This is a genomic window from Sphingomicrobium nitratireducens (genome assembly GCF_026157035.1).
Classification (GTDB): Bacteria; Pseudomonadota; Alphaproteobacteria; order Sphingomonadales; family Sphingomonadaceae; genus Sphingomicrobium; species Sphingomicrobium nitratireducens.
In genome coordinates this window covers 1,959,081-1,976,495 of record NZ_JANJZA010000001.1, presented here as the reverse complement: position 1 = coordinate 1,976,495, position 17,415 = coordinate 1,959,081, and the positions used below count along the sequence as shown (strand labels likewise).

The 17,415-nt window shown below is 65.9% G+C and carries 18 protein-coding genes and 2 tRNA genes; 10 read left to right on the top strand and 10 right to left on the bottom strand.

Annotated features, from left to right (window positions below; genetic code table 11):
- The gene (gene astD, locus NNY25_RS10050; protein WP_265571261.1) at positions 1-1,428 is read right to left on the bottom strand and encodes a succinylglutamate-semialdehyde dehydrogenase; all 1,428 of its coding nucleotides are present in this window, start codon (positions 1,426-1,428) and stop codon (positions 1-3) included.
- A 34-nt stretch (positions 1,429-1,462) separates the two neighbouring features.
- Complete coding sequence (locus NNY25_RS10045; protein ID WP_265571259.1) at positions 1,463-2,854, bottom strand: protein adenylyltransferase SelO family protein; 1,392 nt, start codon at positions 2,852-2,854, stop codon at positions 1,463-1,465.
- A gap of 41 nt (positions 2,855-2,895) precedes the next feature.
- On the opposite strand from NNY25_RS10045, the gene NNY25_RS10040 reads away from it, so the two are divergent.
- Entirely contained in the window at positions 2,896-3,762 is an 867-nt protein-coding gene (locus NNY25_RS10040) for an alpha/beta fold hydrolase (protein ID WP_265571257.1), read from the top strand.
- Here the strand turns inward: NNY25_RS10040 and NNY25_RS10035 are convergent.
- The 3 genes from NNY25_RS10035 to NNY25_RS10025 form a co-directional block, all read right to left on the bottom strand.
- On the bottom strand, positions 3,759-4,355 hold the full coding sequence (locus NNY25_RS10035) for an SCO family protein (protein WP_265571255.1): 597 nt from the start codon (positions 4,353-4,355) through the stop codon (positions 3,759-3,761). The two genes, NNY25_RS10040 and NNY25_RS10035, sit on opposite strands and share 4 nt — an antisense overlap.
- Positions 4,355-4,813 (bottom strand): copper chaperone PCu(A)C, encoded by a 459-nt coding sequence (locus NNY25_RS10030; RefSeq protein ID WP_265571252.1) that lies wholly within the window; start codon positions 4,811-4,813, stop codon positions 4,355-4,357. The genes NNY25_RS10035 and NNY25_RS10030 overlap by 1 nt, the downstream gene beginning before the upstream one ends.
- A gap of 23 nt (positions 4,814-4,836) precedes the next feature.
- Positions 4,837-4,910, bottom strand: a tRNA-Cys gene (locus NNY25_RS10025).
- Between the two features lie 170 nt (positions 4,911-5,080).
- Here NNY25_RS10025 and NNY25_RS10020 point away from each other — a divergent pair.
- The 4 genes from NNY25_RS10020 (at position 5,081) to NNY25_RS10005 (ending at position 10,670) form a co-directional block, all read left to right on the top strand.
- Positions 5,081-5,701: a protein-L-isoaspartate O-methyltransferase family protein gene (locus tag NNY25_RS10020; protein WP_265571250.1), complete on the top strand. Its 621-nt coding sequence runs from the start codon at positions 5,081-5,083 to the stop codon at positions 5,699-5,701.
- Positions 5,702-5,733: 32 nt separating this feature from the next.
- Positions 5,734-7,185: a TolC family outer membrane protein gene (locus NNY25_RS10015; RefSeq protein WP_265571248.1), complete on the top strand. Its 1,452-nt coding sequence runs from the start codon at positions 5,734-5,736 to the stop codon at positions 7,183-7,185.
- A 14-nt stretch (positions 7,186-7,199) separates the two neighbouring features.
- Positions 7,200-7,610: a DUF2497 domain-containing protein gene (locus NNY25_RS10010; RefSeq protein ID WP_265571247.1), complete on the top strand. Its 411-nt coding sequence runs from the start codon at positions 7,200-7,202 to the stop codon at positions 7,608-7,610.
- A 111-nt stretch (positions 7,611-7,721) separates the two neighbouring features.
- Positions 7,722-10,670, top strand: a complete 2,949-nt coding sequence (locus NNY25_RS10005) for a valine--tRNA ligase (RefSeq protein ID WP_265571246.1) — start codon at positions 7,722-7,724, stop codon at positions 10,668-10,670.
- On the opposite strand, the gene NNY25_RS10000 is transcribed toward NNY25_RS10005, so the two are convergent.
- Positions 10,667-11,551: a diacylglycerol/lipid kinase family protein gene (locus NNY25_RS10000; protein WP_265571244.1), complete on the bottom strand. Its 885-nt coding sequence runs from the start codon at positions 11,549-11,551 to the stop codon at positions 10,667-10,669. The two genes, NNY25_RS10005 and NNY25_RS10000, sit on opposite strands and share 4 nt — an antisense overlap.
- A gap of 62 nt (positions 11,552-11,613) precedes the next feature.
- Between NNY25_RS10000 and hemB the strand changes: the two genes are divergently transcribed.
- Genes hemB through NNY25_RS09985 form a run of 3 tightly spaced genes read left to right on the top strand, consistent with a single transcriptional unit; the run spans position 11,614 to position 14,412 of the window.
- Positions 11,614-12,600 carry a porphobilinogen synthase gene (hemB, locus tag NNY25_RS09995; RefSeq protein ID WP_420854342.1) on the top strand — a complete coding sequence of 329 codons (987 nt, stop codon included), beginning with the start codon at positions 11,614-11,616 and terminating at the stop codon, positions 12,598-12,600.
- Entirely contained in the window at positions 12,597-13,880 is a 1,284-nt protein-coding gene (locus NNY25_RS09990) for an APC family permease (RefSeq protein WP_265571242.1), read from the top strand. Before hemB ends, NNY25_RS09990 begins: the two co-directional genes overlap by 4 nt.
- Positions 13,858-14,412, top strand: a complete 555-nt coding sequence (locus NNY25_RS09985; RefSeq protein WP_265571241.1) for a GNAT family N-acetyltransferase — start codon at positions 13,858-13,860, stop codon at positions 14,410-14,412. The genes NNY25_RS09990 and NNY25_RS09985 overlap by 23 nt, the downstream gene beginning before the upstream one ends.
- Here NNY25_RS09985 and NNY25_RS09980 read toward each other — a convergent pair.
- On the bottom strand, positions 14,402-14,899 hold the full coding sequence (locus NNY25_RS09980) for a hypothetical protein (protein ID WP_265571239.1): 498 nt from the start codon (positions 14,897-14,899) through the stop codon (positions 14,402-14,404). The genes NNY25_RS09985 and NNY25_RS09980 overlap by 11 nt on opposite strands.
- A 110-nt stretch (positions 14,900-15,009) precedes the next feature.
- Here NNY25_RS09980 and NNY25_RS09975 point away from each other — a divergent pair.
- Positions 15,010-15,086: transfer RNA gene (locus NNY25_RS09975), tRNA-Arg, on the top strand.
- A 77-nt stretch (positions 15,087-15,163) separates the two neighbouring features.
- On the opposite strand, the gene NNY25_RS09970 is transcribed toward NNY25_RS09975, so the two are convergent.
- Positions 15,164-15,322, bottom strand: a complete 159-nt coding sequence (locus NNY25_RS09970; RefSeq protein ID WP_265571238.1) for a hypothetical protein — start codon at positions 15,320-15,322, stop codon at positions 15,164-15,166.
- Between the two features lie 145 nt (positions 15,323-15,467).
- Between NNY25_RS09970 and NNY25_RS09965 the strand changes: the two genes are divergently transcribed.
- The gene (locus NNY25_RS09965) at positions 15,468-15,803 is read left to right on the top strand and encodes a hypothetical protein (RefSeq protein WP_265571236.1); all 336 of its coding nucleotides are present in this window, start codon (positions 15,468-15,470) and stop codon (positions 15,801-15,803) included.
- Here the strand turns inward: NNY25_RS09965 and NNY25_RS09960 are convergent.
- Together NNY25_RS09960 and NNY25_RS09955 are read right to left on the bottom strand one after the other, a co-directional pair.
- Entirely contained in the window at positions 15,748-16,080 is a 333-nt protein-coding gene (locus NNY25_RS09960; RefSeq protein WP_265571235.1) for a hypothetical protein, read from the bottom strand. The genes NNY25_RS09965 and NNY25_RS09960 overlap by 56 nt on opposite strands.
- A gap of 77 nt (positions 16,081-16,157) precedes the next feature.
- Positions 16,158-17,414 (bottom strand): N-succinylarginine dihydrolase, encoded by a 1,257-nt coding sequence (locus NNY25_RS09955; protein WP_265571233.1) that lies wholly within the window; start codon positions 17,412-17,414, stop codon positions 16,158-16,160.
- Position 17,415 lies beyond the last annotated feature (1 nt).

Below are 17,415 nucleotides of genomic sequence, written 5' to 3'. Positions count from 1 at the left end.
CTAGTCCTCAAGCATCACGGGGTCGCGCAGACCCTGGCCGATCTGTGCGCGGCACAGCTCGCTTTCGACGCTGGTCACCGGATAGGCGCAATAGTCGGCGGCGTAGAAGGCACTGGGGCGGTGGTTGCCCGAAATGCCGACCCCGCCGAACGGCGCGGTCGAGGGGGCGCCGTTGGTCGGCTTGTTCCAGTTGATTACGCCCGCGCGGACGTTGGCCCAGAACTTGTCGTAATTTTCGGGCGTGCGCGTCAGCACGCTAGCCGCCAGCCCGAAGCGGGTCTGGTTGGCGACGTCGATCGCCTCGTCGAAGTCGCGCACGCGCACGAGCTGGAGGACCGGGCCGAAGATTTCCTCGTCGGGCCGATCCTTGACGTTGGTGACGTCGATCAGCGCAGGGGTGAGGTAGGGTCGCTCCTCGAACGGGCGGTCGAGCCGGCGGATCGGGGTGCCGCCCTTCATCATGAGGTTCATGAACTGGCTTTGCACATGGTCCGCCGCAGCGACGTCGATCAGCGGGCCCATGAAGGGCTGCGGGTCGGCGTGCGGATGATCGACGATCATGCGATCGATCAGCTTCAAGAGTTCGTCGAGCAATTGCTCGTGGCCTTCCTCGGGGACGATGAGGCGGCGCGCGCAGGTGCAGCGCTGGCCCGCCGAGAGGTAGGCCGACTGCGCGATGATCGCGGCCGCGGCATGGATGTCCTTGACGTCCCAGGCGACCAGCGGGTTGTTTCCGCCCGCCTCGATCGCGAGGATCTTGTGCGGCGTGTCGGCGAACTGCTTGTGGAGTGCCATGCCCGCGCGCGCCGAGCCCGTGAAGAGCAGGCCGTCGATGCCGGGATCGGAGGCGAGCGCCTTGCCGGTCGCGGGACCGCCATGGACGATGTGGAGCACTTCTTTCGGCACGCCCGCTTCGTGGAAGCAGTCGACGAGAAACTGGCCGCTGGCCGGGGTCTTTTCCGACGGCTTGAAGACGACCGCGTTGCCTGCGAGCAAGGCGGGGACAAGGTGGCCATTGGGCAGGTGCGCGGGGAAATTGTAGGGGCCGAGGACGGCGAGCACGCCGTGCGGCTTGTGACGCACCGACACCTTGTTGCCCAACGCGGCCTCGGCCTTGCGGCTGGGCGTGCGTTCGGAATGGGCGGTGATCGAGATCTCCACCTTGCCGACGACCGCGGCGACCTCGGTCTGGGCTTCCCAATAGGGCTTGCCCGTCTCGCGCGCGATCAGGTCGGCGAATTCCTGTTCCTTGCCGCGCACGACATTGGCAAAGCGGCGTAGCGTTTCGGTGCGGTAGGCGAAGCTGTGTGCGGCCCATTTCGCCCACGCGCCGCGCGCGGCTTCGACCATCGGCGCGGGATCGCCGACTTCGCCGGTCCAGATCTCGGCGCCGGTGGCGGGCTCGTAGGAGGTTAGGGTCTCGGCCATGGGTGGCCTCGCTTCCCATTGCGGCACGCTGGCGTCAAGCCGGATTGTCCATCGCCTCGCCCATGCGGCGGATCGCGGTGAGCTTGTCGTTGAGCGGCTGCCAGTCGTCGTCCTGCGCGATGGCGTCCCAGATCGCCTCGACCTCCTCGATGTGCATCGAGCAGGGTGCCTCGTCGCTCCAGTAGGGGTGGGTACCGCGTTCGCCCTCGTATGGCGCAAGCGCCTCGGCCAGCGCGCGGAAGGCGGGCGCGGCGTAGTTCTCGCCGCCGGGATCGCGTCCACCGCGCCAGTCGAAGAGGGCGCGATCGATGGTGACTGTCTTCTCTGCAAGCGCTGCGACGAGGGCGCGCGCGAGGTCGCGGTCGTGCGGCTCGCCGCGCGGGGTGACGCCGAGGCGGGTGAGGAGGGCTGTGGTGATGGCGCGGTGGAAGCGCTCGCCCCAGTCGTTGAGGATCGGCTCGAGCGCGTCGGCAGGGGCGATCAGCGACAGGCAGCCGCCGAGCTGGGCGAGGTCCCACTGGATCGCCTCAGGCTGGCGACCGAAGGCGTAGAGGCCGGTCTCGTCGAAATAGGCAGCGGTAAAGTCGAGATCCCAATGGGGCGCGAAGCGCCACGGGCCGTAGTCGAAACTCTCGCCGGTGATCGCGATATTGTCCGAGTTGAGTACGCCGTGGACGAAGCCCGCCGCCATGTAGGACGCGGCCAGCGTGGCGGTGGCCGACGCGACGAGATCGAACAAAAGCGCTGCGTCTCCGGCGGCGTCGCCCGCCGACGTTTCCCGGTAGAGATGGCGCAGGCAATAGTCGGTCAGTGTCTCGATCGCGTCGGTGTCGCGCTCGAACGCCATGCGCTGGAAGGTGCCGATGCGGATATGGCCGTGCCCGAGGCGAGTGAGGACGGACGAACGCGTGGGCGAGGGCTCGTCGCTGCGCCACAGGCTCTCGCCGGTCTCGTAGAGCGCGACCGTCTTCGACGTGTCGACGCCCAGTGCTTCGAGCATTTCGGTGGCAAGGATCTCGCGCACCCCGCCCTTGAGCGTCAGTCGCCCGTCGCCCGAGCGGCTGTAGGGCGTTTGGCCCGACCCCTTGGTGCCGAGGTCGAGCAGGCGACCCCGATCGTCGCGAAGCTGGGCGAACAGGAAGCCGCGACCGTCGCCGAGGTCGGGATTGTAATGGCGGAACTGGTGGCCGTGATAGCGTAGCGCCAGCGGCCGCTCGAGATTGCCGGGAAGTGGCTCGAAGCGAGCGAAATGGGCCTCGCGTTGGACGGCATCGAGATCGCCGAGCCCGACCCGCTCCGCCCAGCGCGCGTTGAAGAAGCGCTCGGTCGCTTGCGGGAATGGGGCCGGCGCGACGGGATCGTAGAAACGCCCACCCAGTTCGAGAATGGGGGGCTTGGCGTCGCTGGCGGGTTGGCTTTTGGCCATCGGCCAGCGATAGGGGAGCCATGAGCCCGGGGAAAGCGCCAATGGCCGATTATGTGGACCGCAGCTGGAACAGCCCCGAGGGGATCCGGCTGCACTATCGCGATTATGCCGGGCCGCACGACAAGCCGCCGATCCTTTGCCTTCCGGGCCTCACTCGCAACGCACGCGATTTCGAACCTGTTGCGGAAAGGTTCGCGGGCGACTGGCGGGTCATCGCGGTCGATTATCGCGGGCGCGGTGAGAGTGGCTACGACCCGGATTCGAGCCGCTATCATCCGCCTACCTATGTCGGCGACATCCTCAAGCTGCTCGACCAGCTGGGGATTGCCGAGGCCGTCTTCGTCGGTACCTCGCTCGGCGGGATCGTGACGATGTTGCTCTCGTCGACCGACGAGGAACGGATCGCGGGTGCGCTCATCAACGACATCGCGCCCGAGGTCGTCGACAAGGGGATCGACCGCATCCGCACCTATGTCGGCCAGCAAGTCTGGTTCGAAGACTGGAATTCTGCGGCTACCGCGATCGGCGAACGGATGACCGACGTCTATCCGCGCTGGGGTCTTGCCGAATGGGAGCGGTTCGTGCGGCGTTGCATGAAGCGCTTTCCCGACGGGCGGATCGGGTTCGACTACGACATGGGCATCGGGGAAAATGTCCGCGCCGGGGCCGAAGAGGAGCCGATGTCGGCGTGGCACCTGCTCGAGGGATTGAAGGACAAGCCGGTGATGATCCTGCGCGGCGCGCGCAGCGACCTATTCAATGCCGACATGGCCCGGCGCATGACCGAAGCATTGCCCCACTCGCGCGAGGTCGTAATCGAGGATGTCGGGCACGCGCCCTCGTTCGACGAGCCGGAGAGTCTCGACGCGCTGGCGTGGCTGCTCGAGGAAGTCGAGAAACGGGACTAGCCCGCGATCCGCCGGAGCTTGGCGAGCGCAGTCTCGCGGCTTTCCTCTGGGGCGATGGTGGCGACGAACTGTCCGTTCACGTCCATCAGGAAGACGCTAGCGGTGTGGTCGACATTGTAGTTTTCGGCGGTCCCGACCTTTTCGCTGAACACGCCGAACTGCTTCTTGACCTTGTCAATCTGCACCTGGCTGCCGGTCAGGCCGATGATCGGCGTTTCGAACAGCTTTCCATATTTCCCGATTTCCTCGGGGCCGTCGCGGGCCGGATCGACCGACACGAAGACGATGTCGAAACTGTCCGCGCCGAGTTCCTCCCGCATGCCGACCAGCCGGGCCAAGGTCGTGGGGCAGACGTCGGGGCAATGAGTGAAGCCGAAGAAGATGGCGTACGGGCGTCCGGCTAGCCTTGTGCTCGAGAACGGTTCGCCTGCGCTGTCGACGAGCGTGAAGGGGCCGCCGATGGTCGAGGCGTAATCGTCCGCCGGACGCGTCTCCATGCGCGGCGCCGGGGGCTTCGACGTGACAATGAAGGCCGCCATCCCCGCTGCGACGAGCCCGACGAGGGCCCACAGTGCGAGGCGGAGGCGCCGCATCAGCGTTCGCCCGCCCCGACGATCTTGACCTCGAGAGTGATCGGGGCCGCGGCCGCGAATTCGAGCGTCATCGGGAAGGTCTCGCCCTCGACGAGAGGCTTTTCGAGCATCTCGAGCATGACATGGTCGCCGCCCGGTTCGAACGCGATCGTTTCGCCCGGCTCGATGAGAAGACCGCCTTCGAGCGGACGCATAGTCGCGACACCGTTGTCGACCGCGCTGCGATGGAGGCTCGCACTGCCCGCGCGGTTCGTCGAGACGCCGGTCAGCTTGAGTTCGGTCTCGCCCTCGTTGCGCAAGGTGAAGTAGGCGGCGGCCATCTTCTGGCCTTCGACGGTCGAACGCGCCCAGGCGTCCTCGACGACCGGCTCGGCGGCAGGCTTCTGGGGCGCACAGGCGGCAAGGAGGAGCGCGCTGCCGAGTGTCAGGACCTGGCGGAGCGAAAGACGATGAATCATGGGGTCGGCAACCTGAGAATGGATGGAGGTCCGGGCCGGAATCGAACCGGCGTACACGGATTTGCAGTCCGCTGCGTCACCACTCCGCCACCGGACCTCGCGTGGTGCGGGCGCTGCTTTGGCCGTGCGCGGGGGCGCTTGTCAACGCCAAGTTTCGACCAATGACACGCATCCGCGCTTGGCGAGGCGCGTTCGTCCCTTTAGAGGACGGTTGAAGCCACACTGTATTAGTGGCATGATACAGCGAAAGATAAGGAAGAATAGTCAATGGTCGACACCCAGACCGCCCGCCGGATCATGATCGACAGCCAGCTGCGCCCGCAAGGCGTGACCGATGCGGCCGTGCTCGCTGCATTCGCCGCGGTGCCGCGCGAGCACCATGTGCCCGAAAGCGCTGCCGCGATCGCCTATCGCGACCGCTCGGTGCCGCTGGGCGAGGGGCGCGCGCTGATCGCGCCTGCTGCACTCGGTGCGATGTTGATGGAGGCGGCGGCCAAGCCCGGGGAAAAGGCGCTCGTCGTCGGACCCGGCGCGTCCTATGCGGCGGCGCTGCTTGCCGAGATGGGGCTTGAGGTCGTGGCGCTTGACGAGGAAAGCGGGCCGAAGACCAAGGGTGTGACCATGAAGAAGGGCGCCTTCGAAAAGGGTGCGGCCAAGGAAGGCCCCTACGATCTGGTGCTGCTGGTGGGCGCTGCAGAGGAGATGGGCGACGCGCTCGTCGAGCAGGTCGTCGAGGGCGGCCGGTTGGTCGGCGGCATCTTCGAGAACGGCGTCACGCGGCTTGCCAAGGGTGTGAAGTCGGGCGGACAGCTCGCGCTGCGCCCCTTCGTCGATGCACAGGTGCCGGTCATCGCTGCCTTCTCGCGTCCGGCGGCATTCGCGTTCTAGAAGAGCGCATCTTTTCGGGGAGGGTACCCAACGTGTCGAAGTCGAGCCTGATCACCATGAGCCTGCTGGCGCTTCCGCTGCTGGCTGTGCCGGCGCAGGCCGAGACCGATACGCTGCGCGAAGCCCTCGCGCAGACCTATGTTACCAACCCCACGCTGACGTCCGAGCGCGAAGTGCTCAAGGCGGCCGATGCCAATGTCGCGATCGCGCGCGCAGGTAGTCGTCCGACCTTGTCCGCCATTGCGGGGATCGACCGCGACCTGTCGCGCCGCGGCATCTTCGGGCCCAATCTCGACAAGTCGCTCGATCTCACGGTCGGCGCCGACCTGTCGCTGCCGCTATTCCAGGGCGGACGCGTGAAGAACAATATCCGCGCGGCCAAGGCGCGGGTCGAGGCGGGGCGCGCGAGCTTGCGCGCGGTCGAAGGCGATGTCTTCGTCGAGGCGGTTTCGGCCTACATGGACGTGATCCTCAACCGCGCCATCGTCGAATTGAACCAGAACCAGGTGCGCGTGCTCGACACCAACTTGCAGGCGACCGGCGACCGCTTCGAGATCGGCGACGTCACCCGCACCGATGTCGCGCAGTCGGAGGCTCGCCTCCAGCTGGCGCAGGCCAATCTCGCGTCCGCCGAAGGGCGGCTGGCCGGGGCGGTCGAGACGTTCCGCCGCGTGATCGGCGACAAGCCGGCCGACGAGCTGGCACCGCCGCCGCCGCTGCCCCCGCTGCCCGATACGGCCGAGGCGGCGGTCCAGATCGCATTGGGCGAAAATCCGGATTACGAGGCGATCATCGCGCAGGCGCAGGCCGCCCGCTACGACACCAAGGCGGCGCGTGCAGCGCGCTTGCCGACCGTCTCGGCGGTCGGGTCCGGCACCTATGTCGACAGTTTCAACGACGGGCTCGATAGCGACGGGTCGGTGACCAGCGTCGGCCTGTCCTCGCGCATTCCGATCTATCAGGGCGGTCTTCCCGCCGCACAGATCCGCCGCGCCCAGGCGTTCGAAGGTCAGTTGCTCGAACAGCGCGTCGCGACCGAACGCGGCGTGGTCGCGCTGACCCGCTCGGCGTTCGCGACCTACGAGGCCGCGCAGCGCGCGATTGCCGCCAACGAGGTGGCGGTCGAGGCGAACGAGCTGGCGCTCGAAGGTGCCCGGCTCGAAAATTCGATCGGCACGCGCACCATCCTCGAAGTGCTCAATGCCGAGCAGGAGTTGCTCAACGCGCAGGTCGCCTTGGTGACCGCGCGGCGCGACGCCTATGTCGCAGGCTTTCGTCTCCTCAACGCGATGGGGCAGGCCGAGGCCGCGGACCTGGGGCTGGACGGCGGGCCGCTCTACGACCCGCTCGGCAATTATCGCGCGGTGGCGGCCGACTGGAGCGACTGGGCGGGCGATCCCGATCCCGAGCCGATCGCCACTTCGACCGTGCTTCCCGAAGAACGCCCGGCGCTCAGCGAAGGCGTGACAGACGCCGATCAATAGGCAATAGGGAGCGCATGGCAGGTGCGCAGGACCCCTCGATGGAAGATATTCTCGCCTCGATCAAACGCGTGATCGCGGAAGAAAAGGAATTTCGCGAGCGCGACCCCGAGCCGGTCGCGGCGCAAGAGGAACCGTCGGTCGAAGACGTGCTCGAGCTCGACGAGAGCATGGAGGCAGCGCCGCCGCTCGCCCCCGGGCCGGTCCTGATGGACGAGGATGTTGCGGGCACCAGTCGCGCCAAGCTCGAGGAGCTGGCGGGGGTCGCTGCGGCCGATCCGCAGGCGGCTGCAGGCAATCCGCTCGAAGAGATGATCCGCGAGATGCTGCGTCCGATGCTTAAGCAGTGGCTCGACGAGAAATTGCCGGGCATCGTCGACGAACATGTCCGCCGTGAAATCAGTCGGATTACCGGCCGCAAGCTCTAGCGCAGAGGCGCACAAACACGCCCGCAAGCTTTAGCGCAGAGGCGCGCGAAGACTCTTGGAAGCTCTAGTAGCGGTTGAACCTTTGCGACGGGCGCACTAGGCGCTGTCGCCATGACCGAGCTTGCCAAGACGTTCGAACCGGGCCCCATCGAGGCCAAGTGGTACCAGCACTGGGAAGAGAAGGGCCTGTTCCGCCCCGACCGCCCTGACGCCGAGGCCTATACGATCGTCAATCCGCCGCCCAACGTGACGGGTTCGCTCCATATCGGGCACGCGCTCGACAACACGCTCCAGGACATCATGATCCGTTACGAGCGGCTGCGCGGCAAGGACGCGCTGTGGGTGGTGGGCGTCGATCATGCGGGCATCGCCACCCAGATGGTGGTCGAGCGCCAGATGGAAGCCAGGCAGGACAAGCGCACCAACTATTCGCGCGAGGAATTCGTGCAGAAGGTGTGGGAGTGGAAGGAAGAAAGCGGCGGGCAGATCACGCGCCAGCTGCGCCGTCTCGGCTGCTCGATGGACTGGAGCCGCGAGCAGTTCACCATGGACCCGCATTTCTCGGACGCGGTCTTGAAGGTGTTCGTCGACCTCTACAATGACGGGCTCATCTACCGCGACAAGCGGCTGGTGAACTGGGACGTCAAGCTGAAGACGGCCATCTCCGACCTCGAGGTCGAGACGATCGAGACCAAGGGCGGCTTCTGGCACTTCAAGTATCCGCTCAGCGGCGGCGCGAAGACGGCTGAGGGCAAGGACTATCTGGTGGTCGCGACGACACGGCCAGAGACTATGCTCGCCGACATGGCGGTCGCGGTGCATCCCGAGGACGAGCGTTACCAGTCGGTCATCGGCAAGATGATCGATCACCCGATCACGGGCCGCCAGATCCCGGTGGTCGCCGACGAACATGCCGATCCTGAACTCGGCTCGGGCTGCGTGAAGATCACGCCCGGCCACGACTTCAACGATTTCGACGTCGGCAAGCGGGCGGGGATGAAGCCTGCCGAGATGCTCAACATGCTCGATGGCAACGGCAATGTCTGCCAGACCGCCGATGGGCTGATTCCCGACGAATTTCTCGGCCTGCATCGCTTCAAGAAGGATGGTGTCGATGGCGCGCGCGAAGCAGTCGTCGCGCGGATGAAGGCCGACGGGTTCCTCATCCCGCATGTCGACAAGGAAGGCGTCGAACACGACGCCGAGCCGCGTACCATCCAGACGCCATTCGGCGATCGCGGCGGCGTGGTGATTGAGCCATGGCTCACCGATCAATGGTATGTCGATGCCGAAAAGCTCGCGCAGAAGCCTATCGAGGCGGTGCGGAATGGCGACATCGAGATCGTCCCCAAGACGTGGGAGAAAACCTTCTTCAACTGGATGGAAAACATCCAACCCTGGTGCGTCAGCCGCCAGCTCTGGTGGGGCCATCAGATCCCGGCGTGGTATGGGATGAAATTTGATGAAGTGCACTCAACGGGTGCAAAAATTGTGGGGACTGAAGTTTTTGTTGCGACTTGCGAGGAAGAAGCGCTCGAACTTGCACGACGTCACTACCTCAGCTCATCGGTGATAAACGACGACTTTTCTCCTGAGAATGTCATCGTCGTAGAAAACGCCGACGCTGCCGAAGATGCTTTCTGGGACGAAAATAAAATACCCATTTGGCGCGACGAGGACGTGCTCGACACATGGTTCTCCTCGGCGCTGTGGCCGTTCGCGACACTCGGCTGGCCTTTGGGTCAGGAGCCCAGGATGGCGGGCTATAGTCTTAAACAGTCTATATACTCTCAGCATCAAGACCCAGACCCGATGGTGGTCGCAGAGTGGAACGAAAAACGTGCGGAATGGGATAACTGGAACGCTGCGAAATCCCGAATAGACAAGCACTACCCCAACGACTTGCTCATCTCGGGCTTCGACATCCTGTTCTTCTGGGATGCGCGCATGATGATGATGGGGCGCCAGCTGACGGGCGAGAACCCGTGGCCGCGCCTCTACCTTCACGGCCTCGTGCGCGCTGCCGATGGCGCGAAGATGTCGAAGTCGAAGGGCAATGTCGTCGACCCGCTTGGCCTCGTCGACAAATATGGCGCCGACGCGCTTCGCTTCTTCATGGCGGCAATGGAAAGCCAGGGCCGCGACATCAAGATGGATAACAAGCGCGTCGAGGGCTATCGCAACTTCGCCACCAAGATTTGGAACGCCGCGCGCTTCCTGCAGGCCAACGGCATCGGCGCATCCGATACGATCGCCGCGCCGGATGCCGCCAAGCCCGTCAACAAGTGGATCATCGGCGAAGTCGTCGAGACGCTGGCCAAGCTCGAAAAGGCCTTCGACGAACTGCGCTTCGACGGCATGGCCGATGCCATCTACCACTTCGCGTGGGGCACGTTCTGCGACTGGTATCTCGAACTCATCAAGGGGGAGATGGACGAGGAGACGAAGGCTGTCGCCGCCTGGGCGTTCGACCAGATTCTCGTCATGCTCCACCCCTTCATGCCCTTCGTCACCGAAGAGCTATGGGGCGCGATGGGCGCGGGCGAGCGCGACCACTACCCGCTGATCACGGCGAAGTGGCCCGAGCCCGAAGCCGGCGTCGATGCCGAGGCAAAGAGCGAGATCGACTGGACCGTCGCGCTCGTCAGCGAAGTCCGCGCATTGCGCGCCGAACTGAACATCCCGTGGTCGAGCCGCCTGACGCTCCACCCGCTCGATGGCGGCCGCACCGATGCGGCGTCCGCGCTCGACCGGCAGGGCAAGGCCGACTGGGGCGAGCCGATCGACAGCGCGCCGGCCGGGTCGGCGCAGATTGTCGTCGCGGGCAAAAGCTATGCCGTCCCGCTGGCCGACGCGATCGACCTCGATGCCGAGCGCGCGCGCCTCGCCAAGGCCGCAGAAGCGGCGGACAAGGAAGTGAAGAGCCTCGAGGGGCGCCTCAACAATCCCAACTTCGTCGAACGCGCCAAGCCCGAAGCGGTCGAAAAGGCCCGCGCCGATCATGCGGAGCGCAAGGAAGAGGCCGACCGCCTCCGCGCCGCGCTTTCGCGCCTCGGCTAGGCCGGCACGACCACCCGGATCGCCCTGGGCGCGGCCTTGACTTCGCACGGGGTCGAGGCGCGGATCTCGCCGTCGACGCTGATCTTGCGGCGCGGGCGCGTGTCGAGCTTGAGGCTGGGCGCTTCCCACTCGGTCCAGGTCTGCTCGCGGGCGCGCAGGTGCAGCACGGTGGTCAGCCAGCTCCACGCGAGGTGCCACAGCGACTTGCCGGTAATCGCCTGCACGGTGATCCGCCCGTCCTCGATGTCGGCATCCTCGACCAGCTCGACCCCGCCGTGGAAATTGCCGTTGGCGATCCGCACCTCGGTTGCCCAGTGCACGTCGCGCTTCCCGTCGACTTCGACCGTCAGCCGGAACGGGCGGAAGCGGAATACCATGTAGGCCGCCCACAGCATGTAGCCGAGGAAGCTGAGATACTTCTTGAGCTTGTCGGGGATCGTCTCGGCGATCAGCGGCGACAGGCCGAGCGCGGCGACGTTGGCGAACCAGTGACCATCGATGCAGCCGAGATCGATGCGCTCGACCTTCCCCTTGGCGATCGCCTCGACCGCTTGCGGCAGGTCGACGGGCAGGCCCAGCGTGCGCACGAAGCTGTTGGCGGTGCCGAGTGGGAGCGGCGCGAGCACGGTGTCCTTGTCCTTGAAGCTGCCTGCGAAGCTGGAAATCGTCCCGTCGCCGCCGCCCACGATCACCATGGGCGCCTTGTCGATCGCCTTTTCGATGGTCGGCGCGAGGTCGTCGGGATTGTCGACCGCATGGCGCTCGATCAGGTCGATCCCGGCTTCCTCGAGCAGCTTGCAGGCCTCCTCGAACGCGTCTTCACCGCGCCGGCTCATCGCGTTGACCACCAGGATCGCCTTGTCGGGAACGCCACTGTCCATGGCCCCTCAATGCGCCAATCCGTCTTTCTTTCCGTGGGCGCTTCACGCTAGAGCGCTTGGCCATGAGCCATTTCCCCGCCCTTCGCCTGCGCCGCGGCCGCCAATCGGCATGGATGCGCGACCTCCTGGCCGAACATCGCCTCCACCCGAGCGATCTCGTCTGGCCGCTGTTCGTCGTCGATGGCGAGAACGAAGAACAGCCGATCGCGACGCTGCCCGGCGTCTCGCGCTGGAGCATCGACTTCCTCGTCGAGCGGGCGAAAGAGGCGCGCGATGCAGGGATCAAGCTGGTGGCCCTGTTTCCCAATACGCCCGCCGACCGGCGCAGCGACGACGGCAAGGAAGCGCTCAACGCCGACAATCTCGTCTGCCGCGCCATCGCCGCGATCAAGGACGCGGTCCCCGACATCGGCGTGATGGCCGACGTTGCGCTCGATCCCTACACCAGCCACGGCCATGACGGGTTGCTCGCCAATGACGGCAGCGTCGACAATGACCGCACCGTGGCGGTGCTCGCGCAACAGGCGATCGTCCAGGCGCGCGCCGGGGCGGACATCGTCGCACCGTCGGACATGATGGACGGCCGCATCGGCGCGATCCGCGAGGTGCTCGAGGAAAACGGGCATCCCGACACCGCGATCATGGCCTACGCCGCCAAATATGCTTCCGCCTTCTACGGCCCCTTCCGCGAGGCGGTCGGATCGGGAGATCGCCTGAAGGGCGACAAGCGTGGCTACCAGATGGACTTTCGCAACAGCGCCGAAGCGCTGCGCGAAATCGAGCAGGATCTCGACGAGGGAGCCGACTTCGTGATGGTGAAGCCGGGGCTTGCCTATCTCGACGTGATCGCCCGCGTGCGCGACGCGTTCGAAGCGCCGATTTTCGCTTACTCGACCAGCGGCGAGTACGCGATGCTCGAAGCGGCGGCGGCCAGCGGGGCGGGGGACCGCGACGCGATGATCATGGAGACGCTCGTCGCCTTCAAGCGCGCCGGGTGTACCGGCATCCTCACCTATCACGCGCTGGAGATCGCGCGGAAAATCGCATGAGCGACGGCGGCAAGTATCGCCGCGACATGGGGACGCTTGGCGTCGCCTTCCTAGTGGTCAACGGGTTGATCGGCGCGGGGATTTTCGGGCTTCCCGAGGTTCTGCATCAGGCTGTCGGAACATTCGCGCCGTGGCTGCTGCTGATCGGCGGGCTGCTCGTGATGAGCATCGTCATTTGCTTCGCCGAACTGACGAAGCTGACCGATCGCTCGGGTGGCCCGCAACGCTTCGTCGGCGACGCATGGGGAGCCTATCCGGGGTTTGTCATCGGCTGGACCTATTACGCCGCGCGTGTGATCAGCTTCGGGGCCAACGTGCTCGTGCTGATCGCCTATGCCGCAGCGCTATGGCCCGCGATCGGGGAGGGGGCAGCCAAGACGGTCGCGATCGTCGCGATCTTCTCCTTCCTTGCTATCATCAACGTCATCGGCGTGCGCAGGGCTGTCTCGGCGCTCGGCGCAATGACGGTGGTCAAACTTCTCCCGCTCGTCCTGCTTGTGATCGTCGGCATCGCGGCCGCCTCCGCGCCCGGTCCGGTCGTGCTGCCGCAATTCGGCGCGGTCGAGGGAATCGCGCTCGGTGCCCTCTACGCGTTCGTCGGGTTCGAGAACGCGACCGTGCCTGCGGGCGAGACTCGCAATCCGAAGCGGGCCATGCCGCGCGCCTTGCTGTTTAGCCTGGCGCTCGTGACGCTGATCTATTTCGGGCTGCAATGGGCCTACAGTCACTCGGTCATCGCCGGGTCCGGGCCCGAGGCGCCGATCACCGAGCTGGCGCGGCTTCACTGGGGCGATGTCGGTGCGCTGCTGATCGCGGCGACCATCGTCGTGTCGGTGCTGGCCAACCTCACTGCGGGTTATACGTCGACCAGCCGGATGCCTTCGGCGCTTGCCGACGACGGGCTGCTGCCCGCCTGGTTCGGCAAGGTTTCGCGCTGGGGGACGCCCGCCAACTCGATCCTGTTCCTGTTCGTGCTGATCACCCTGTTCGCGCTGGTCGACGATTTCCTCGTCCTCGCGATCATGTCGACCGTGGCGCGGCTGGTGGCCTACATCGCGTCGATCGTCTCGCTGCCGCGGCTGCGTGCGCGGGCGGGGCTGGCGGTCGTCAACACGACCATTGCCATTGCCGCGCCGATCGCGTTGCTCCTTTCGATCTGGGCAGCGACCCAGACGACGCCCGATCAGTGGTTGACCCTTGGCGGCTTTGCTGCTGTCGGCTCGCTTCTCTATTTCTTCGCGCGGCGGACGGGGATCGATGACCTTTCAAGCACGGACTGAACGCCTTCGATTGCGAAGCTGGCAGGCGGACGATTGCAGGCGTTTCTACGACATCATGAATACGCCGGCCGTGATGCAGTGGCTGGGCGGAGTGCAGGCCTACGAGAAATGGTGCGAGGGGTTCGAGCGCCTGCAAGGCTATGAGCGCGACTTCGGCTTCACCTTCTGGATCGTGGAGCGACTGGACGACGACGAGATGCTCGGTTTCTGCGGGTTGAAGCGCCTCAACTATGAGGGCGCGCCCAATCCGGGCGAGATGGAGATCGGCTGGCGCTTCCGCGAAAGTGCATGGGGGAAGGGCTATGCGCGCGAAGCGGCAGAAAAGGCGCTCGAACTCGCGTTCGAGCGGTACGGGGCGGCGCGGGTCAGCGCGGTCACGGTCGGCGGCAATACGGCTAGCCAGACGCTGATGCTGCGGCTCGGCATGATCGAGGATCCCGCGCTCGCCTATCACGATGCCGTCTATTCGGAGCGCTATGGCCCCGCGCGGCAGTGGCTGATCACCAAGTACGAATGGCGCGCTAGGGGCTGAGGTGACCGGTCAGGCGGTCGATCAGCGCCGACTGGCGCTCGTCGATCCTCGCGACCGCGGCGCTCGCGGTGGCGATCGCTTCGCGGTCGGCCGGGGCGACCCATTCGCGCTCCTCGATCGAGCCCGTCGCGAGCCGGTCGATATCGGCCAGCGCGGTCGCGACCGGCGCGCGCGCGGCATCGAGGCGCGAGAGCGCCTGCTGCGCGGCCGTCCACGCTTCCGAGCCGGGCGCATCCGCGGCCTCGACGATGGGCACGACCTGGCCGGCGAGCGCGTCGAACGCGTTCGAGCCCGCGGCCGCCTGGGCGACCAATGCCTCTAGACGGGAAAGGAGGGTGGGATCGGCCTCGCGCGGCAGCTGCGTCACGGCAACCGGCAGGCGCGGGTCGAGCGATTCGCCCGCGCGGCCATGGAGCGGCGGTGGGTCGACCGCAGGGGTCGAACAGGCCGCGACAAGAAGGATCGGAAGGAGCAAAAGCGCGCGCATCGCCCTGTCTGTAGGCAGGCGGGGGGCATCCGACAATGCGATTGGACATTTTGTTCAAAAGAGGGGGTTGCGCCCTTGGACATGCCCCACTATTGCGCCCTCCAGCCCAAGCGCCCGTAGCTCAGCTGGATAGAGCATCTGACTACGAATCAGAAGGCCGGAGGTTCGAATCCTTCCGGGCGCGCCATTGGCTCCGCAAAGAAAAAGCCGCGTCGGGGAAACCCTGCGCGGCTTTTCGTTTGCGTCGGCTCCGAAGCCGGTACGTCAGGCGGAAATCGGTTGGTATTTCTGCGCCCGCGCCGCGAACTCGGCGGCGAGCATCTCGTGACGCGACTTGGCTGCGGCAGTGACCGATCGCATCGCGGCCGTGCGCTCTTCGGCAGCGCGGCGCGCATAGAAGCGGTGATCGGATTCGGTACGCACAATCCACCTCCCATTTCGCGGCGATCGAAACGCAGACTGACCGGAAAAAGTGAATCACGCGTAAACGTGCGCGAATCGCCCCCAAGCGCCCGGAGCGGAAGGCATGACATTTCCCGTTCGGGTGAGTCTAGGCTATAAGGAAGCCATGAAGATGCTTCCCTTGTTCGCGCTCGCGCTTTGCGTCTCCACGAGCGCCCCGCTGTTCGCCCAGGCGACCGACTTCACCCTCGTCAACGGGACCGGCAATGCGCTCGGCGACCTGTCGATCCGGCGCACGGGCACCGCGGCCTGGCAGCCGCTCGGCTCGGCCCCTGCGCCCGATGCCCGCCAGGCAGTGAAGTTTTCCAATCCGGATTGCGCGTTCGACATTCAGGCGCAAGCAGGCGGGCAGACGCTGGTGTGGTCCGGCGTGAACCTGTGTGACGTCAGCGTCGTGACGCTGCGCGTTGCCGGCGGGACCCCGTACGCTGAATATCGCTGACGTGACGGCGCGCGGGCGAGGCGGCATGCCGTGCCAGCGCCGGATGCGGGCCTTCGACGATGCGCGGCTCTGCCGGTCGAACGCTGTCGAGTAGCTTCGCGCCGGCGAGGAACACGACGCCGAGGCAGGCGAAGAAAAGAGCCAGGCCCCAGCCGCCGGGATAATTCGCGAGATAGGTCTTGCCCCGTTCGACCGCGCCCAGCGCGATGGCGTACGTGACCAGCCACGCTTCCCAGCGCGTCTTGATCACGAACAGTCTGCCGAACTTCTTGAGCATCGCAATAAGTTAAGCAAACGCCGTGCCAAGCCCAGAGTTCCGCCAAAAAGCTCTTAAAGCGAATGATTAAGTGTCAATTAAATCGACGTTAACTCGTTTAGATTTAATGTATCGATAATCGCGGCGTGGGCGTCACGTACCGTGCGGACGAGCGTTTCAGACTGGAGTTCGCGCGCGTCCACTTCCTCGGGCCAGTAGCGCGACACCGTCTGCGCCATCGCATCGAGCTTGGCCTCGTCGACAAGGAAGCGCGGGTCGACATGGTCGGGATCGCAGGCGACGCGCAGGCGCAGGCAGGCGGGGCCGCCACCGTTGGCCATCGACTGGCGCACATCGACCACTTCGACCTTGCGGATCGGACCGTTCGAGGCGAGGTGCTTCCCCAGCCACGCCCAGACGCTCGGCGTCTCGCGGCATTCGCTCGGCACGACCAAGGTCATCGTGCCGTCGGGCGGGGTGACCAGCTGAGCGTTGAACAGATAGCTCGAAATGGCGTCGGCCAGCGGGACTTCGGCATCGGGCACTTCGACATGCTGGAGTGCGGGGAAACGCCCGGCGATGCGCATCAGCGTGTCGTCGCGGTCCGCGAACGCCTTTTCATGGCTGAACAGCACGCGCTCGTTGGCGACTGCGACCACGTCGTTGTGGAAGGCGCCGGCCGCGATCGCTTCTTCCGACTGCTGGACGAACAGGGTGCAATCCGGATCGAGCCGGTGGAGGCGGGCAATGGCGCGGCTGGCTTCGATATGCTGGCGCGCGGGGAAGGGGCCGCCCGAGACGCCGTAGACGAAGATCTCGACGCCCTTCGCGTCATGGCCTTCGCAAAGCCGCATGAAGTTGGCCGCGCCTTCGTCGCCGAAAGCGGTCGGAACAGGGCCGTGGACGGCGAAACGGTCCTTGTCGGCGAACGCAAGCTGAAGCTGTCGAAGCGTGAAAGGCCATTCGTGGCTGCGGTGTGCCATCGTCTTGAGGTTGGCGACGGTGAGGTGGCAGCGCCCGTCCGCCGCGTCGGGCGCGGGACTGACGGTGGCGGCATTGGCGGCCCACATCGAGGACGCGGACATGGCGTTGGCGGCGAGCGCATGCGGCGCGGTCAGGAACTCAGCGCCGAGGGCGTCGAGCCAGTCGGTGGCGGGGCGCGGCTGGGGCAGGAAAACGCCTTGGACGAGGCCCAGCGCAAGGTTGGCGCGCATCTTCTCGATCCCCTGAAGGGCGGCAGCGCGCGGCTGCGAGACGTCGCCGGCGTTGCGGGTCGAGGCGAGGTTGCCGAGGCTGAGCCCGGCATAATTGTGGCTGGGGCCGATCAGCCCGTCGAAGTTGATTTCGCGGATCATC

Excerpts from the sequence above, each read along its gene's own strand:
- NNY25_RS10000 (WP_265571244.1), bottom strand. The coding sequence starts at position 11,551 with ATGGACAGTGGCGTTCCCGACAAGGCGATCCTGGTGGTCAACGCGATG.
- NNY25_RS09990 (WP_265571242.1), top strand. The coding sequence starts at position 12,597 with ATGAGCGACGGCGGCAAGTATCGCCGCGACATGGGGACGCTTGGCGTC.
- NNY25_RS10010 (WP_265571247.1), top strand. The coding sequence starts at position 7,200 with ATGGCAGGTGCGCAGGACCCCTCGATGGAAGATATTCTCGCCTCGATC.
- NNY25_RS10020 (WP_265571250.1), top strand. The coding sequence starts at position 5,081 with ATGGTCGACACCCAGACCGCCCGCCGGATCATGATCGACAGCCAGCTG.
- astD (WP_265571261.1), bottom strand. The coding sequence starts at position 1,428 with ATGGCCGAGACCCTAACCTCCTACGAGCCCGCCACCGGCGCCGAGATC.
- NNY25_RS09985 (WP_265571241.1), top strand. The coding sequence starts at position 13,858 with ATGACCTTTCAAGCACGGACTGAACGCCTTCGATTGCGAAGCTGGCAG.
- hemB (WP_420854342.1), top strand. The coding sequence starts at position 11,614 with ATGAGCCATTTCCCCGCCCTTCGCCTGCGCCGCGGCCGCCAATCGGCA.
- NNY25_RS10005 (WP_265571246.1), top strand. The coding sequence starts at position 7,722 with ATGACCGAGCTTGCCAAGACGTTCGAACCGGGCCCCATCGAGGCCAAG.
- NNY25_RS09965 (WP_265571236.1), top strand. The coding sequence starts at position 15,468 with ATGAAGATGCTTCCCTTGTTCGCGCTCGCGCTTTGCGTCTCCACGAGC.
- NNY25_RS09960 (WP_265571235.1), bottom strand. The coding sequence starts at position 16,080 with ATGCTCAAGAAGTTCGGCAGACTGTTCGTGATCAAGACGCGCTGGGAA.
- NNY25_RS09980 (WP_265571239.1), bottom strand. The coding sequence starts at position 14,899 with ATGCGCGCGCTTTTGCTCCTTCCGATCCTTCTTGTCGCGGCCTGTTCG.
- NNY25_RS10045 (WP_265571259.1), bottom strand. The coding sequence starts at position 2,854 with ATGGCCAAAAGCCAACCCGCCAGCGACGCCAAGCCCCCCATTCTCGAA.
- NNY25_RS09955 (WP_265571233.1), bottom strand. The coding sequence starts at position 17,414 with ATGATCCGCGAAATCAACTTCGACGGGCTGATCGGCCCCAGCCACAAT.
- NNY25_RS10035 (WP_265571255.1), bottom strand. The coding sequence starts at position 4,355 with ATGCGGCGCCTCCGCCTCGCACTGTGGGCCCTCGTCGGGCTCGTCGCA.
- NNY25_RS10040 (WP_265571257.1), top strand. The coding sequence starts at position 2,896 with ATGGCCGATTATGTGGACCGCAGCTGGAACAGCCCCGAGGGGATCCGG.
- NNY25_RS10030 (WP_265571252.1), bottom strand. The coding sequence starts at position 4,813 with ATGATTCATCGTCTTTCGCTCCGCCAGGTCCTGACACTCGGCAGCGCG.